Raw genomic sequence first — 17293 nt, forward strand, 5'->3', positions numbered from 1 at the left:
TTCATTTGAAAAAATTCCGAGGGAAGAGACGTTACTTTCGTAATTTATGGAGAGAGACAAAAGTTAATAATTATGATTTGAAGATTGAGAAGGATAGTTGGTTCGACTTATGGCATACGCACCTCGACTTTTATGGGTATGGAAATAATAGTTTGAAGATAAGAAAAGAACATATGAAAGCAAATATAGCGCTATATAAGGACTTTCAAGAAACACTTCAAGAACTTGAAATGCCTTATCAACTATGGATTGAAATAGTGGAAGAAGATGCAAGCTTAGATGCTATTTACCTACATACCTCAAACCCTAATGAAAACAATTTCCCCTTTAAAATAGATAACGTAAACAGAAACTGCACGATTCCAACATATTTAAACGGGGTAATAAACCTGAATGAATTTAATATGGGACAATATAAAAGTGAATCGAGTACCATCTATATAATTCAGAAAAAGCTATTAGAAAAGAGAGAAGAAAGTATTTGAAAAAGAGTAAACTGCTTAATTTATTTAGAGGGACTTTATTGTAAGAGATTTTAAGGACTTAGTGAATAAAATGAAGAGGAGGGATTATGATGGAAGTTTCATCTTCAAGTTGGGTGGATTGGCTTCTTTTAGGCCCTGTAATTATATATTTAGTGCTAATTATAGTCGGAGTTTATATTGTAGTGAAAGTCATTAAGTTTATGAATGCCAAAATAAAATTGGACAAAGAGAGAAATGAAAAACTCGATAAGCTAATTAGGGCAATGAATCAAGATAAAGACGCTGATTAAAAGCTATAAATAATATTGTTTTATTTATGGGAGGAAATAATATGAAGGAAATTTCAACTCTAACCCATAGCTACGAATCTACATTTTCACCAGATGATCAATTCATAGCGATGGTTACAACCTCAAAAGTAAATATTTATAAAACAATGGATTTCTCTCTATATCATAGCATTCCATTAAGAAATCCAGGCTTTATACAATTTCTCGCTAATTCAAATTTAATTTGTATTACTAACACAAGTGGAACATTGTATTTGTATAATATGAAAACTATGGAGATGGTGAAAAGATTAGTCTCCGCAAAAAATAGAAAATTCTACGAGTCAGATTGCATTCTTCATAATGAACAATTATATAAGCTAGCTAACGTTAAAGGTGAAAATACATTGCTAGCATATGATTTAAGAAGTAATTCTTTTAAAGAGTGTTTAAAATTTGATGGTTATTATGCGAATATGCTCCAACATGTACCTAGTAAACATGAAATCCTTATTCTCAATGTGGACGGTAAATATGGAGAGAAGGAGCAACTAATCATCTATAACTATGAAACATTAGAAAAAAGAATATGGGGTTTTCAGGAAGAGGCTTCGGATTATACATTGAATTTGTATACGTACAAGGAAGAGATATATGGTTATTCTATGGGAACTGTCGTTAAGATGAAAGGTCTTAATGAAAAGGTTTTAATCGTAGACCAGGAAGTATTTAATGTTCAAGATAGTATGATTACTGATATTCAATTTTCGGAAATCCATGGATTAAGAGTAATAGTAACGACTAGCAAAGTTTATATAACTGATATAAATTTTCAAGTTATACAAGAAATCGAGATAGAGTTTGGTAATCATGCTAAATTCAATCACGCCGAAGATCTATTAATACTAGGCAGCTGGAGCAAGAATAAAATATTTAAAATATAAATAATTATTAGACCTAATCCTAATGATAAAGGTCTTTTTTTGTAGAAGGCTAAGAGAAAATCTCACCTTTCAGGGAATTAATTGATATAAAAAGGAAAATAACCTAGCATAAGGTTAATAACTAATTATCTGAAAATGAGGGATAAGCATGTATTATATCATTGGAGTTGCCGTATGTATCCTATTGCTGCCTTACTTTAAATACACCAGATCGGTGGAAACGAAAAAGAGAGTGGAAGTGGAATGGGAAGAGAAACGATTTTTATCGCCTACAGAGCCTTTGGAGTCTGTGATGTCATACTGGGAGTCAACCCCCAAGCAGCCAAACGTTCATCATATCGACTCGATTACCTGGAATGATCTCTCCATGAATGAGGTCTTTCAAAAACTTAATTATACACAGACCTCAATTGGCTCTGAATATTTATATAATCAGTTGCACACCATCCAGCTTGAAAATCAAGATGCCAATGAGCCCTTATATGAGTTAATGGAACAAGACCATGAGCTTCGGAACAAGCTGATTTATATTCTGAGAAAGCTAGGGAAAGAAAATTACTCTAATTCGTCCTCTTTTTTTTATAAAAACTACGGGAACATTACGCATATTTGGTTTTATATCCTCTGTGGCTTTTTACCAGTAGCAAGCATTATTACAGCTTTTTTTAACCTAAAGGTGGGCATAGGGGCTCTGGTTCTATCCATGGTCTTGAATATCCTGATTTACTATAACAAAAAGCTGCATCTAGACAGTAGCTTATACGAGACATCTTATATTGCGGGAATTATCCGTGCAGGCAAGCGTCTTGCCAAGGTGAAAGATGTCGCCTTTCAGCCCTACGCTACAGGTATTCGTAAATGCATTAAGCCCATTCGCAATCTATTACATTTCGAGAAGGTTATTTCACTCGGCAAGGGTAAAGGCGAACTAGATGGTCTGTTTGAATACATACGAATCATTTTTTTGCTGGATTATATTTCGTATTATTTTATGATCAGCATGATCTCAAAATATAAGAAAGAATACGAAATGCTCTGGAAAACAATAGGGGAGATAGATGCAGGTATTGCTGTGGCTTTCTATCGCCATTCTACAGAGGGCTATTGCACCCCTGATTTTACTGAGAAAGAAGAAGTAACGTTTACTGATTTGTATCATCCACTTATTAATAAACCTGTAAAAAATTCATCCGAGATTCTTAAACAGACGTTGATTACAGGTTCCAATGCTTCAGGAAAATCCACCTTTATGAAGGCTGTCGCGATTAACGCGATATTGGCTCAAACCATTCATACAGTCCATGCTAAATCTTGGAGCATGAAGCCTAGCTATGTCCTTTCCTCCATGGCTATTCAGGATAATGTCATCGACGGGGACAGTTATTTCAAAGCGGAAATCAAATCGTTAAAACGTATCATCAAAAAAATCGAATCAGGTGTTCCTTGCTTAGTATTTATCGATGAAATTCTTCGTGGGACGAATACAGTGGAACGAATTGCCGCATCTGCCTCTATGATGGACTGGCTGACAAAGCATCCGGGCATGATTATGATCGCATCACATGATATCGAATTGACAACCATCGCTGGATTTGATAACTATCATTTCCGAGAAACAGTCCAAGATGATGGTGTCTATTTCGACTATCAAATTCATAAGGGTCCATCCACCACGAAAAATGCGATTAAGCTGCTAGAGATTATGGACTATCCTTCTTCTGTTACAGCTTTGGCAAACTCATTAGCAGAGGAGTTTGATGAGAAGGGAGAATGGAGTTTTCCCGCAGAAACCACGAAATAACGATTCAAGAAAAAGAGGTAACATTCGAGTGGCTTTTGCCACTCGAGTTATATATCATATTTTTCTTTAAAAACCGGACTTAGTTCACTCCAAATATCAAATTTATTGCCATCCAAATCATAAAACACAAAATTTCTTCCGGCATGTCCTCTGTTTTCAATCTCTCCTACATGTACTTCTTTTTCAATAAATTCACGATGAATGGTTTCTAATGCATGCATCCCGTTGACTTCAAATGTCAGAGAAAAGCGTTCATTGCCATGTGCATCATAAAAGTTGAAGCTTTCGTCTGCTGGAGATCGAACAAGGAAAACACTTTGATTAGCTAAGTCAAGAATCGCCTTTTCTTCGTCTTTATAATTTAATATCGCACCAAGTTTATTTACATACCATTCACTTGAGAGTCCAACATCTGAAACTGGTATATAAATAGTACCAACTCTTTGTAATTTTTCCGCCATCTGATTTTCTCCTTTTTCGGCCAATTTATGTTATATATTGTTCTATCGATACCCAGCTAATTCCTTTTATCTACAGGAGTTTGTAGGGATTCTTTTTCTAAGCTCTTGGATTTTTTCTTTTCCGCTCACGTGATACAATAGAGGAACTGAAACGGAGGATGCAGAATGACAGCACCAGTTAAGAAAAATGATCGTTTAACGGTTGATATAGAGGATTTAACACATGATGGAGCAGGCGTCGCAAAGATAAACGGTTACCCGCTCTTTGTTCAAGGCGCGTTGCCCGATGAGCGAGTAGAAATCCATGTACTAAAAACATTGAAAAACTATGGCTTTGCCAAAATTATAAATATAGAAATTCCTTCACCTGACAGGGTCGATGCAACATGCCCAGTGTATGATCAATGTGGCGGATGCCAGCTACAACACCTATCCTATGCGGGGCAACTGAAATGGAAGGAAAAAATGGTGCGCGATGTGATGGAACGTATCGGCAAAATTGATGTGCCTGTCCTTCCAGTAAAAGGCATGGAAAACCCATGGAATTACCGTAACAAAGCGCAGATTCCATTTGGCGTAAATGGGGAAGCACCGATCGCTGGATTTTATAAAACTAAATCCCACGCCATCGTCGACACAGAACGCTGCTTAATTCAAACACCGGAAGCGGACGCCATTTTAGAAGGGTTAAAACCGCAGCTTTGGAAGCTCGGCATCAAACCTTATAACGAAGAAACGAAACAAGGCATGCTGCGACACGTGGTAGTTCGAAAAGCGCGCGCGACAGAGGAAGTCATGGTTGTCCTTGTCACAAAGAAACGTAAATTCCCGCAGGCAGAAGAAGCAGTGGCACTTATCCGTAAGCTTATTCCGAATGTCAAATCGATTATGCAAAACATCAATGGGGAAAACACTAATGTCATCTTTGGCAACGAAACCATCAACCTATGGGGTCAAGACACGATTGAGGACCATATCGGTGACGTACGCTTTGAAATCTCAGCACGTTCCTTCTACCAAGTGAACCCAATCCAAACTGAAGTACTGTACAAGCAAGCGTTAGATTATGCAAATCTAACAGGCGAAGAAACAGTCATCGACGCATACTGTGGTATTGGAACGATCTCCTTATTTATGGCTAAAAAAGCTAAATTTGTGATGGGGGTTGAAATTGTTCCTCAAGCGATTGAAGACGCCAAACGAAATGCTAAACTAAACTGCTTGGACAACACTTACTTTGAAGCTGGCCCAGCCGAAGAAGTCATTCCTCGCTGGTACAAAGAAGGCAAAACGGCCGACGTTCTAATGGTAGACCCACCAAGAAAAGGCTGCGATGAAGCATTGCTTAAAACCATCCTAGAGCAACGTCCAAAACGCATTGTCTATGTCTCATGCAATCCATCTACATTGGCAAGGGATTTAAGAATTCTAGAAGACGGCGGCTACAAAACAAAAGAAGTGCAGCCAGTGGACATGTTCCCGCATACGGGGCATTGTGAATGCTGTGCGTGGCTTGAACTAGCTGACTAATCCTTATTTAAGCGTGTTTTTCAACATAGGCCTTATTCGGATGTGTCTTTGGTATATCTAGCTTAATATTGGTTGAAACATAAAAAGCAGACGGTTTAGAAGTGCGATAATGCACCTCTAATTGGCCGTCTGCTTTTACTGTTATTTTATGAATGAACCGCACTAATATTGTAGGGGTTAACTCTTTAATTGGTTTCTTTGGATTAAGTTGACTAAGGATATAAGCCTTCAATTCTTCTTCGTCTACAACCATCCCAGAAGCTTCAGATTTCAAATTCTCTAGTTTCTTGACTAATTGCTCTATTTTTGGATTCAACTTCATGATAAGTCCATCATATGCGTCTTGATCAATTTTCTCGTCTAAAAGCATATCTAGCGCTTTTTGTTTGCGGGCTTTCAAAGAATCCAGCTCAACTTGTATTACATCACTATTCGAAAGGGATTTTGCTTTGGCTAATTCTTTCTTGGTACGAGCAACCAACAATTTTTCAGTAGCTGCCTTTGAAATGTTCGAGAAATAAAGTTGATTTAAGTCATCCAATAGCGCTTGACTTAATAATAGCTCCTTTGGACGGAAGTTTTCAGGGCAAGCCTTTTTACCAAATTTATTTTGTCTTCCACAAACATAACGGTCTCGCTTAAAGTGCATTCCTGCACCGCACGCCCACAAAAGAGTAAACCCGTAAATAGATGTGGATTCTGCTGTGAGCGAATTTGTTTACGAGATTGTATCAATTGTTGAACAAGGTTGAAATCTTCCTTAGTAATGATTGGCTCATGTGTATTTTCACGTATAATCCAATCCTCGGGTTTATTTACAATCCGCTTAATTGTGGCTGGCGAAATCATAGTAGTCTTTTTCGCTATTAAGCACCCTGTGTAGATTTCGCGTTCCAAGATTTGGCGGATGGTTGAGCCATGCCAAAAGACACCAGCATTTTTATGTCCTTTACGCAGAGCAGGTGTGGGGACGTTTTCGTTATAAAGAGAACGACCAATTGCGTCAAAGCTTTTTCCAGCAATATATTCTTCGTAAATTCGCTTTACGATTTCTGCACTACCATCATTAGAAATAAGTAGTTTTCCATTATTTAAATCGTATCCATAAGGGGCGTCATCGAAGCGACCAGACTTTGCGCGAACATCATAAGAGTCCTTTATCCGTTTACTTGTACGTGCCGCCTCTGCTTCAGAAAGCCAAGCAAACAATCCGAAATTTATACCATTGTCCTCAAAAGTATTAATAGCTCCATCTAGCGTAATGAAGTGAATTTGATTCATTATTAGAACGTTTTTAAACTCATATGAAAATTCCCCGTTACGAGAAATACGAGATAGCTCTTTAGCAACGACAACATCAAATTTTTTATTTTTGGCATCTTGGATAAGCTCCTGAATTCCATCTCGATTAGATTTCGAACCGGATTTTACATCGGTATAAACTTTGTAAAGCTCCCAGCCTTTATCTTGAATGAAGTTATCAAAGAGCTTTATTTGCGTTGGAATAGACGTTTTTTGTCCATCAGATCCAGTTGATACACGGGCATAAACTGCACACCTCATGTTATACATCCTCCTTGTCAGAAGATGTAGTAGAGTTCACCTTGATATAAGCATAAAACTGTTCAATATAAGTGTCAAACAGGACTTCAAAAGTTTGTGAAATTGCAATAATGGGATCATCATCAGCAAAGTTTCGTGTGATTTTCATGTTTCCCTCCGAAAAGTGTTAAATAAATTCTTTTGGCCAAAAGTATAAATATTATAAATGCGTTTTTTTCATATTCTAATAGCAAAATTTAGGCATAAAGTATCATTTGTTGGTTTATCAGGAAGATTTGAATGAAAAAAAGGGTAGCAGAATTAACTGCTACCCTTGGATTATTAGGCTGGTCTATTTTCTACTTTTGGTTTTTAAACTAAGCAATAAATTTTTTATAAAAAATAGTTATAGAAGTTTCATCAGGTTTATAAAATCCTCCAATGAAAATAATTAATTTACTATAAAATACTCTTTTGAAGTTATAAAAGATAAAACCCCTGTAAATAATATCTAAATATAAAACAGAATTTATGGGGGAGACTATATTGACATTTTTTAATTATAACTGTTTTGCACATTTATTTTTATCAGTTAATGATGTAAATAAACTTGAACCTCACATTTATAACCTCGAAGCTATAAAAAAGATAAATAAAGCTTCATTTTCCGAGTTAAAATTTAAAGAATATTATTACTTTAAAATGCCTAAATGTGGACATTTAAAGCGTTCCAGTTTGGTTTATTTTAAAACACATAAACTAAATAACACTTTTGATAAATTAGTATGCGATATATGTAAATTGTTAAAAAACAGTCAGATTTCTTACGGGAAATTAAAATCTATTTATTCTCGTTCCAACAAAGTGCCATTGCATGAAATAAAAAAAAGAGGAGTCCCTGTTATTTTATTATGTGGAAAATGTGATTCAGTTACCGAATATAAAGAAATTAGATGGGTACTAAATAATTTTAAAATTGATAGTGAGTATGATTACTGTAATAATAAATGTAAATCCATAGGGAAAAGGTATCCAGAATTAAAACCGTTTTGGGATACTAATGAAAATAATCAATGTATTTTTGATGTAGTTGCAACTGATGAAAATATGAGCCACAAAAAATTCGCATTTACTTGCCCCCTTTGTGAATCAATTAGTTCCTATACGCCTTATAATGTCATTAATAATAGTTCAAGATGTCAAGCACATAAAAATAGCCGAACATCATTTGCAGAAACAGCAATTTATCTATCATTCAAACGTTCTCTTGGAAATATTCCCTTTTTGTCTATTACCCATCAACATAAATATAATGGGAAAAATGAATTTGATATTTATATTTCGCTGAAGGGAAATAATAATAAAGCTTTTGCAATAGAGTATGATGGAATGTTTCATCTAGGTACAAACTTAAATGATGATCACAAAAGTCTATATGCTAAAAAGAATGAGATTCACTTAATACGTGTAAGGGAATTAGGGATAATAAACACACCCCTTTTAGTTCCAGTCTCAATTATTCAGCGTAAAAGCATTAAAAAGATAGAACTAAACGATATTATTCGTACTTTATTAAAAGAATTTAAAACATGGTTTGCTAAACAAAATATTCTCGAGAAGAATTATTGTTCAGAGGTGTTTACTGCAATCGATTCTGGAATAAATAATGTCGATGTGATAAAGGATGAATTGGAGATTTATGATGCAATATATTATAAACCAAAAAAATTACTAAAAGACAATATTACATTAAAGCCTATATGGGAACAGTTGCATCCTCATTTTAAAGTCACACATGGTAATATTATTGCTGAAAATGAACAAGACATTTCTCGGCCATTTATTTGTCAAAAATGTAATCATGAGTGGTCACAAACGGTCAAAACTGTAGTGAGCAACTACAAGAAAACAGTAAATGGAAGTACAGGTTGCCCATCGTGTAGTAATAAAGTTAAGTCTAATACCGAAAGATTAATATTAGAAGCTCGCAATTTAAGAAGACAAAATTTAACGTTAATTGAAATTGGGAAAATTATCAACAGAAGCCAACCTACATTATCGGGATGGAAACTTGACGAAATGTAGACCATTTAAAAGGAAAAGTAATACGGCAGGTTGTTAATTAACAAGCTGCCCATATTAATTAGTTATTTTGATAATACTTTAGAAGAAATTCATTCTCTAGCTGAATATCAAATGCTATGTCCATTTCCACTTCAAAAACCCATTCCTTCTTTTTAGGTACATAATCCATTTTTTTAAAGGTATAGGGGTATAACCCTTGTAGTATATTTTCTTTAAGGTAATTTAAAACTTCCTCTACAGGTAGATCCCCTGGAAGGTCGATTGAATAAACTTTGTAATGCATACCTGTAACCGCGCTATAGCCTTCTCGTAATGTCTCGCGGCGGAATCCTCTTTTACCCTCGGCCTTACGTTTCCAACTAGCTATTAACTGAATCAGCCGCTCCTTTTCAGACTCGAATTTTTGATTGGACCTTTCGATTATTGCATTTAACTCTTCAATTTGCTGTAATGCTTGTTCCAATGTGAGCATTGTCTCACCTCCATTTCACATCATTTTATCCTCGATTTTTAATATTCCTAGAGGGATTTGAAAACTATTATTCCGCTAGATAAATATCTGTTACATCCGCGCGGTTATGGCCTATTAATTTGGAAACTAGCAATTTTGTCTTGTTGGATTCAATCCCTTTAGCAATAAATTGGTGGTATTGATCTTTAGCGTATGCATGGCGGAAACTATGCATTGTAATTTCGATGCCAGGCGGGCGTTGATTGAGTGGATCCAATACCTTATTTCGGTTATTCTTTACAAAGTCTTGCACACGTTGAATGACTTGATGTGCTTTTAAATCCTTTGAAACAAAGAGCTTGTCTCCACGTTCTACCGATTGCATGGCGTCTTTTAAAATGATTGCTGCATGATTGGAAAGCGGAACTTCACGTATTAGCCCGCCCTTACCTTTAACTGTTAGAAAGTCATCTCTCAATGCCTTTTCTGCATCTGCGCGGTAAAGCCTTACTACCTCATGCACTCGTAGACCAAGCTCTCGACAAAGCTGAATAATATTCGCCATTTCTGGATTTATAGATTGTCTAGCTAATGTTACTAATGCCTGATATTCAAGTTCTGTCGGTTGTCGATTGATCCCTCCAAATTTTCTTTTTTCTAAATTAAAATTTAGATACTTTTTTGTTAATGCTTGATTACTACCTAGTTGATAGCGCGGTCGGGGAAGTTGATCGTGAAAGTATCGAATAGCAGCTAAATCATTTTTTATAGTAGCAGCTGATTTTCCTTCGTCTTGTCGTTCAAGGACATATTCAACTAAATGCTTGTCCTGAAAATTTGCTAGGGTTTTTAAATTGAAACTATCAGCTAGAAACTGACAAAACAAATGCATGTGATTATAGTACTGTGGTAATGACTTATGCACGCTTATTCCTTTTGCATGCCGCGCAAGGCTATTTAATTGCAGCATTAAATTTATATACGCACCTTTGTTACTTAATTCTTCATTTGCGAAAGCTACCTCGCGAATTTGCTGATCACTTTTAATCCAGCCTCGTTTTCCATTCATAAAATCTTTCCTTTCAATTTTAAAAGTAAAAATGGGCAGAGTTCACCCGTTGTAAAATAAGCCCCATCTATATGATATTTATAAAATCTGGTGGATTGAAACACCCTATATATCATTGTAAATCCCACCCCATAACCCACTGTCTATGTGGAGTGAAACTGTTAAAAATAAAGGCAATTGGTTGTTAAGTAATACATTTACACACTGCAAGTATTCCACTTGCTACCATAATAGCTGGCAGGTGCATCTCACTTATGCTCGCCTATTGCAAGTTTCGATAACGAAAAGTGAGGTCAATGTCCGCAGACAAAAATTCAAAAGACTATATAATGTGTAACCTGCTTTACGCAGTCGCATATGCACTTGGCTGATATTTTTCCTCTCCGCCCAAAGAGTATGGCTTCTTCCGTTTTTAGGTGTGTTGTCACCGTTAGGGGGTACCTCCAAGCCAAAGTTGAGATACTAAATTGTACGCACTGGTTGCGAGCAACGGCTATATGCACCAGACCACCGCAAAGTTAGGCAACGGCACGATTTGCGAATGGATTTTCATTTATATAAACGTTGTGTTATGGAACGATAAGAGCAAGAAATCAACGTTCTTTATTGCCCTTACAAGTAATTGAATTTATATATGTTAACAGCGAATTGCTGGATTATTAAGAAATGATGAAAGCTAGAGTGTTATGGATCCATTTAAAATACAATATTGATTAATTAAAATGTAAAGTTACTTTTTTAGATAGTTGGAGATAACTCATTACGGATTTTTAACGTAGAAATTTCAATTGAAAAGGAATTGCTGTAGAAAAGGAAAATACAAAATAAAAAGTAGCAGACGGTTCATTAGTCAGCTACTTTCAAAATAAATGATTATTAGGTTGATTTAGTACATAAAGTGGTTACTAAAAATATTGTTTGCATATTTAACATAAGGAATTGTTAATGAGAACTTACTGTGAATATTGAAATGTTGGATCCAAAAGATCACATGAAATTAGTAAATGGGGAGAAAAAAGATAAAAATTAAATGTTACATATTCTTATAATAGCATTTAAAAAAGACCTTTCGAATAGTAGATGGGAGATTATTTTTAACGGATAATAAAATATATACGGCATGTACCAATATAATGTAGGTTAAATACGATGATAGTTGTACAAAGGGGATGGAAATATTGGATAGAGATATGGCAAAACAAATGGGAACGGAAATTGTTTTAGATGTAGCTGTTACACAGGCTACCGATGCGCTTAAAGAACATGGATTAAACGTAATAGGCGAAATATTAACTGATACTGTTGCATCTGCAATTCCTGCTTTAGGGGGGCAGTGATATTAAATGATTAAATGTATTTACTGATAATAAGTGCTATAAAGATTAACCATTATCAGGATATGGTAGGATTTGAGTTGATTTTTAAATACATTTACCTATAAAATAAAACCTTATAACGTAAATAATGGTATAATATACTTAAAATTGATTGAGATGAGGTGTTCACGTGATTAATAAGTTGAAAATTAAGAACTTCAAATCTTACGAAGACTTTGAATTAAGTTTGAATGCTGATTTGAACATCATTATTGGAGATAATGAAGCAGGAAAATCTACGTTGCTAGAAGCTATTAATTTAGTTTTAACAGGTCAATTGAATAACAGATTACTTCAGAATGAATTAAGTCCATATTTATTTAATCTAGAAAGTGTAAAACAATATTTACAAGAATTAAGTACTAATCGACAAGCTGAATTACCTAAAATAATTGTTGAGTTATATTTTGATAATCCGGATAACATATATAGTGAGTTAAAAGGAACTAATAACTTATTAAGAATTGATTCTCCAGGAGCGTCAATAAGCATTGAATTTGATTCGACATATCAAGCTGAATATGAAGCTTATATTCAAGATGTTAGTACAATTAAAACATTACCGATTGAATATTACAAAGTTGTTTGGCGATCTTTTGCGGGTAATAGTTTAACTTCTAGAAGTATACCTGCCAGATCCACATTGATAGATACTTCAACTTCAAAATATCAAAACGGAACAGATATATACCTGCATAAAATTTTAAATGACTCCTTAGAACCCTCACAGCGCACAGAATTAGCAGTTCATTATAGAAAACTCAAAGAAAATTTTTCAGAAAACCCTTCGATATCAACAATAAATGAAAGTATAAATGAAAAGAAAGGTGATATTACTGATAAAAATTTAAACGTATCAGTTGATATTTCAAGCAAAACTAACTGGGATAAGATTATCACTGCTTATTTGGATGAAGTTCCATTTGAATACATAGGGAAAGGTGAACAAAATGCTATAAAAATGAAATTGGCATTAGAATCCAGTACAGAGATAGAAGCAGTGGTATTAATTGAAGAGCCAGAAAATCATTTGTCGCTATCTAACTTGAATAAATTACTAAATGTTATTAAGACTAAGAATGAAAATAAGCAATTAATAATTACAACGCATAGTAGCTTTATTTTAAATAAGTTAGATATTGGAAAAATGTTATTACTTTCAAATGACAAAATCATAACAACATTTAATGAACTTGATAGAGAAACTAGAGATTTTTTTATGAGGTTACCTGGGTATGACACTTTGCGTTTAGTATTAAGCCGAAAAGTTATTCTAGTAGAAGGACCATCAGATGATTTGATTGTACAAAGAGCCTATAAGGATAAGTATGGAAAATTGCCTTTAGAAGATGGTGTTGATATTTTTTGTGTAGACGCCTTATCCTTTAAACGGTTTATTGAAATATCTGCTAATCTTCAAAAGGAAATTGTCATAATCACAGATAATGATGGTGATATAAAGTCAAATATCACTGAAAAATATGAAGAATTTTTGGGTAATCCCTATGTGAAAATATTTTATGGGAATGATGAAAACTTAAATACGCTTGAACCGAATATTATTGAGGCTAACGAAAGTAACTCGGGTTTATTAAAACAAATTTTTAATCATCCTAAATTTAGTGATGAGCGGTTATTAAGTTATATGTTAAATAATAAAACAAGTTGTGCGCTTAAAATTTTTGAATCTGATCAAAATATTCATATGCCGAGGTATATTTTAGATGCAATTGAAAAATAAAGTTATTGTTGCAGCCGCTGGATCTGGGAAAACTACATTTATTGTGAATGAAGCGTTAAAAAATGCCCCTAAAAAAACTTTAATAGTTACATTTACAAATAAGAATCGAGAAGAAATTGAGAAGAAAATTAATACCCTTCATGGATTTATACCTAAATATATTGTAGTAAAAAGCTGGTATTCATTTTTGTTAGCAGATTTAATAAGGCCATACCAGAACACTGTTTATGAAGATCGAATAGAAGGAGTATATTTTCCGAATGGGCCTGTTAATAGATATATTTCTAAATCAAATTTTAAAGCATTCTTTTTAAACAATAAGAATGAGGTAAATAAAGATAGGATCTCCGAATTAGCAGAGCTAGTAGCTCAAAAATGTGAATATAAGACTATTACTCGATTAAGTGAATTATACGATTACATTTTTATAGATGAAGTACAGGATATGGCTGGTTATGATTTGGAGATATTTAACTATTTAATGTATTCCCCCATAAATACATTGTTTGTAGGTGATATTAGACAAGCTACCTATTCAACAAACAATACGACTAAGAATAGGAAGTATAAGGGGATAAATATTATTAATTACTTTATGGAAAAATCGGAAATCTGTGAGGTAGACCAAAGTTTGAATGTTAGTCATAGATGTAATCAAATGATATGTGATTTTGCTGATGGCTTATTCGAGGGCATGGCTAGCACATTATCAAAAAATGAAAAACAAACTGGGCATGATGGAGTATTTATGATTCATCCGAATGATATAGAAGAATATATTCAAAGATATAATCCACAGTGTTTAAGGTACGATGCCAGAACGGCTTTACCAAGAGCAATTAATTTTGGGGATTCAAAAGGTTTAACATTTGATAGAGTCCTTATAAAGCCTACTGCTAAGATGGAAAAATATTTGAAAACTGGGGAGTTAGTTTTAGATGAGACAACTTTAGCTAAATTTTATGTTGCTCTAACAAGGGCTAAATATAGTGTAGGAATTATTAGTGCAACTAAAAATGTTAAAGTGAATGGCATTTCTAATTTTGTAGAAGAAATTATTAGATAATAATTTCGAATAGAGAGGGTAAATAAAAACATTGATATATTTCGAAAATGAAAGTTTACACATCATGTATTCTTTAATAATCAATAATGAATTTTAGTAAGTAAAATTAGAAATAAAAACATTTATAGAAAAAATGGGGATGGAAAAAATGTATAAGATCAGGGAGTTAATATATAACAAGGTAGAGGAAAAACCAATTGGTAGTGGAGGGAATGCAAGAGTATTTAAAGTTAAAACAGCTCATGAAGAAACATTAGCTTTAAAAGAATTAAAAACAGGGGGTAGTAATTTTAATAAGAAGAAAGAACGCTTTAATTCAGAAATAAAGATAGTTAAAAAGATTCAAGATGATTTAAATGGAATAATTCCGATTATAGATTTTGCATTACCTGATGATTCAGGGAAGTATTGGTATACCATGCCGATTGCTATACCTTTAAATAAGAAATTAGCTTTTGAAGTAGAATTTGAAGAGATTGCAGAGTGTATAATACAATTGGCAAATGCAATGTCCGAAATTCATGAAAGAGGTATTGTGCATAGGGACATAAAGCCAAGTAATATTTATTGGTACAACAATCATTATTGCTTTGGAGATTTTGGATTAGTAGATTATCCTGATAAAGAGGATTTAACCGCATCCAGAGAATCAGTAGGTCCCAGGAATACTATAGCACCAGAAATGAAAAATAATGCTAAAAATTCAGATGGAAAGAAAGCCGATGTATATTCTTTAGCGAAAACTTTGTGGATGTTATTAACTAAGAGTCAATATGGATTTGAAGGAACTTATGACGAATCAAGTAAAATCATGGGATTAAGTAATTTTTACCCCAAACAACATTTAGTCGAATTAAATTCCTTATTATATGAATCTACAAGAGAAGAACCAGAACTAAGACCGACAATGAAGGAATTTTCTAGCAGATTAGAAGAATGGCTTTTAGTTAGAGCTGATTTTGAAAAGAGTAATTTGAGCCAATGGAGATATATTCAAAATAAACTTTTCAAGGGTTATGTACCCGATACTGCTATTTGGACAGACATCCAGGATATGGTGAAAGTCTTGAATTTACTAGGATCTATGCCAAGTTTAAATCATATGTTTATACCTGATGGCGGAGGACTTGACTTAAGAAATGTTAGTCTCTCATCTGAAGAGGGTTGTATTGAAATAGATGCTATGGAGAAATATGTTTTAAAGCCTAAAAAGTTGATTGTAGAAAATATATCGAAAGATTATATTTGGAGTTATTTTCGATTAGAGCTAGATGAGTTAGAACCAATTTTTTCTGATGAGGTATATGGTGAGTATGAACGTTTGACGGATGATTCTAATGGTAATTATTTATCATGGATTTGTGGTAATTATGGATACTATGAAGATGGCACACCTTTACCGGAAAATTATAAAATAGTCAGTCGTTATCTAAATGGCAACTTTGTAATGTTTTCAAAAGCTTCTATATATAATGATATTAGTGGCACATATGATGCGAGACACAACAAATTTAATACAGAGGAGTTCAGAAGGTATATAGAATTCTTAAGAATAACTTATTTAGGTGTTCCTGAAAGAATATTTTTTGAGTTCGTTAACCAAGATCCTTTTGAAAAAGAAGATAAAGAGGAGAAAGAAAAAAGGCTTAATGAAATGCGAATAAGAAATAAGAAAGAAACCTTCTTTAAAAAATTTATTGGTACAAACATTACAAATTATAATTTTCATTCTTTATTTATAAATAGCCCTAGTGTAAATGAGGATGTTGCTTATGTTTTTAAGTATGTAAAAAATGAAGAGGATTTTTTGGGGAGAAAGGAGTCTTATCTCACTAAAGACGGAAGATTTAAATCTAATATTAAAAAAAATGATAAAAATTTATACATACTTTATTCAGAGGAAGATGCATTAACTTTTGTGAATGCATGCAATCAGTTTCTGGAGAATAAATGTAAAATTAATGGTGTAGAATATATTATTGATTTGCAAGTAATTAAAGTAGAAGGTAAGAGATTAGGTAACCCGGAACATCTTTTCACAAGAGATGAATTAAAAACCTTATTAGTTAATGGGAATGATCATGTTAACAATATGCTGGTAATAAATAATAAAGGGTATTTTGAGTTATTAGAGAACCATAGGTTTAATGATTTTGAATTTATAAAATACCCCATAAGACATGAAGGTTTTTCGGCTTTTAATAACTATGTAGGGAAATATTCAAATTTAAATCATTTTGAAGATACTTATATTTCTTCTTTGCAAGGCTGGCTTATGTATTTGCAAAGAGGTGGGACAGTTTATTTAGATTATGTAAGAGAGAATGTAGATGAAGAATTATTAATAAAAGAAATTCTTTCATTTTACAAGTAGCTCGACAGTTAATGATTTAAAAACATAAAAGTATTTTTAAAACGACTTAGGGGAAATATTGAAAGGGAATTCTAGGGGATTCTCAATTTAATTATTATT

Annotated in this window: 16 protein-coding genes; 10 read left to right on the forward strand and 6 right to left on the reverse strand. The window is 33.5% G+C overall.

Annotated features, from left to right (window positions below):
* Window positions 1-5 precede the first annotated feature (5 nt).
* The 4 genes from RST01_RS13930 (at window position 6) to RST01_RS13945 (ending at window position 3499) form a co-directional block, all read left to right on the forward strand.
* Complete coding sequence (locus tag RST01_RS13930; RefSeq protein WP_147197680.1) at window positions 6-485, forward strand: hypothetical protein; 480 nt, start codon at window positions 6-8, stop codon at window positions 483-485.
* Window positions 486-574: 89 nt separating this feature from the next.
* The gene (locus RST01_RS13935; RefSeq protein WP_147197682.1) at window positions 575-775 is read left to right on the forward strand and encodes a cytochrome ubiquinol oxidase subunit I; all 201 of its coding nucleotides are present in this window, start codon (window positions 575-577) and stop codon (window positions 773-775) included.
* A gap of 41 nt (window positions 776-816) precedes the next feature.
* On the forward strand, window positions 817-1698 hold the full coding sequence (locus RST01_RS13940) for a hypothetical protein (protein ID WP_147197685.1): 882 nt from the start codon (window positions 817-819) through the stop codon (window positions 1696-1698).
* Between the two features lie 148 nt (window positions 1699-1846).
* On the forward strand, window positions 1847-3499 hold the full coding sequence (locus RST01_RS13945; protein WP_147197688.1) for a MutS-related protein: 1653 nt from the start codon (window positions 1847-1849) through the stop codon (window positions 3497-3499).
* 47 nt (window positions 3500-3546) lie between these two features.
* On the opposite strand, the gene RST01_RS13950 is transcribed toward RST01_RS13945, so the two are convergent.
* Window positions 3547-3960: a VOC family protein gene (locus RST01_RS13950; RefSeq protein WP_147197690.1), complete on the reverse strand. Its 414-nt coding sequence runs from the start codon at window positions 3958-3960 to the stop codon at window positions 3547-3549.
* A 165-nt stretch (window positions 3961-4125) separates the two neighbouring features.
* Here RST01_RS13950 and rlmD point away from each other — a divergent pair, with 165 nt between their 5' ends.
* Entirely contained in the window at window positions 4126-5490 is a 1365-nt protein-coding gene (gene rlmD, locus RST01_RS13955; protein WP_147197693.1) for a 23S rRNA (uracil(1939)-C(5))-methyltransferase RlmD, read from the forward strand.
* A 7-nt stretch (window positions 5491-5497) separates the two neighbouring features.
* Here rlmD and RST01_RS13960 read toward each other — a convergent pair whose 3' ends face one another.
* Genes RST01_RS13960 through RST01_RS16065 form a run of 3 tightly spaced genes read right to left on the reverse strand, consistent with a single transcriptional unit; the run spans window position 5498 to window position 7201 of the window.
* Window positions 5498-6139 carry a hypothetical protein gene (locus RST01_RS13960; protein ID WP_147197695.1) on the reverse strand — a complete coding sequence of 214 codons (642 nt, stop codon included), beginning with the start codon at window positions 6137-6139 and terminating at the stop codon, window positions 5498-5500.
* A complete protein-coding gene (locus RST01_RS13965; RefSeq protein WP_184117561.1) occupies window positions 6043-7053 on the reverse strand; it encodes a recombinase family protein in 1011 nt (336 codons plus the stop codon). Before RST01_RS13965 ends, RST01_RS13960 begins: the two co-directional genes overlap by 97 nt.
* Before the next feature lies 1 nt (window position 7054).
* A complete protein-coding gene (locus RST01_RS16065) occupies window positions 7055-7201 on the reverse strand; it encodes a hypothetical protein (protein ID WP_184117562.1) in 147 nt (48 codons plus the stop codon).
* Between the two features lie 377 nt (window positions 7202-7578).
* Here RST01_RS16065 and RST01_RS13970 point away from each other — a divergent pair, with 377 nt between their 5' ends.
* Complete coding sequence (locus RST01_RS13970) at window positions 7579-9117, forward strand: zinc-ribbon domain-containing protein (protein ID WP_147197700.1); 1539 nt, start codon at window positions 7579-7581, stop codon at window positions 9115-9117.
* A gap of 58 nt (window positions 9118-9175) precedes the next feature.
* Here RST01_RS13970 and RST01_RS13975 read toward each other — a convergent pair whose 3' ends face one another.
* Both RST01_RS13975 and RST01_RS13980 read right to left on the reverse strand, forming a co-directional pair.
* Window positions 9176-9589, reverse strand: coding sequence for a hypothetical protein (locus tag RST01_RS13975; protein WP_147197702.1), 414 nt, complete (start codon window positions 9587-9589; stop codon window positions 9176-9178).
* A 67-nt stretch (window positions 9590-9656) separates the two neighbouring features.
* Window positions 9657-10637: a tyrosine-type recombinase/integrase gene (locus RST01_RS13980; RefSeq protein ID WP_147197703.1), complete on the reverse strand. Its 981-nt coding sequence runs from the start codon at window positions 10635-10637 to the stop codon at window positions 9657-9659.
* Window positions 10638-11815: 1178 nt separating this feature from the next.
* Between RST01_RS13980 and RST01_RS16070 the strand changes: the two genes are divergently transcribed.
* From RST01_RS16070 to RST01_RS13995, 4 genes are all read left to right on the forward strand, one after another.
* Entirely contained in the window at window positions 11816-11974 is a 159-nt protein-coding gene (locus RST01_RS16070; RefSeq protein WP_184117563.1) for a hypothetical protein, read from the forward strand.
* A gap of 169 nt (window positions 11975-12143) precedes the next feature.
* Window positions 12144-13754: an ATP-dependent nuclease gene (locus RST01_RS13985; RefSeq protein ID WP_147197705.1), complete on the forward strand. Its 1611-nt coding sequence runs from the start codon at window positions 12144-12146 to the stop codon at window positions 13752-13754.
* Window positions 13738-14820 (forward strand): UvrD-helicase domain-containing protein, encoded by a 1083-nt coding sequence (locus RST01_RS13990; RefSeq protein WP_147197707.1) that lies wholly within the window; start codon window positions 13738-13740, stop codon window positions 14818-14820. The genes RST01_RS13985 and RST01_RS13990 overlap by 17 nt, the downstream gene beginning before the upstream one ends.
* Before the next feature lie 139 nt (window positions 14821-14959).
* On the forward strand, window positions 14960-17194 hold the full coding sequence (locus RST01_RS13995; protein ID WP_184117564.1) for a protein kinase domain-containing protein: 2235 nt from the start codon (window positions 14960-14962) through the stop codon (window positions 17192-17194).
* The last annotated feature ends 99 nt before the right edge of the window (window positions 17195-17293 follow it).

Source organism: Rummeliibacillus stabekisii (assembly GCF_007988965.1).
Taxonomy (GTDB): Bacteria; Bacillota; Bacilli; order Bacillales_A; family Planococcaceae; genus Rummeliibacillus; species Rummeliibacillus stabekisii.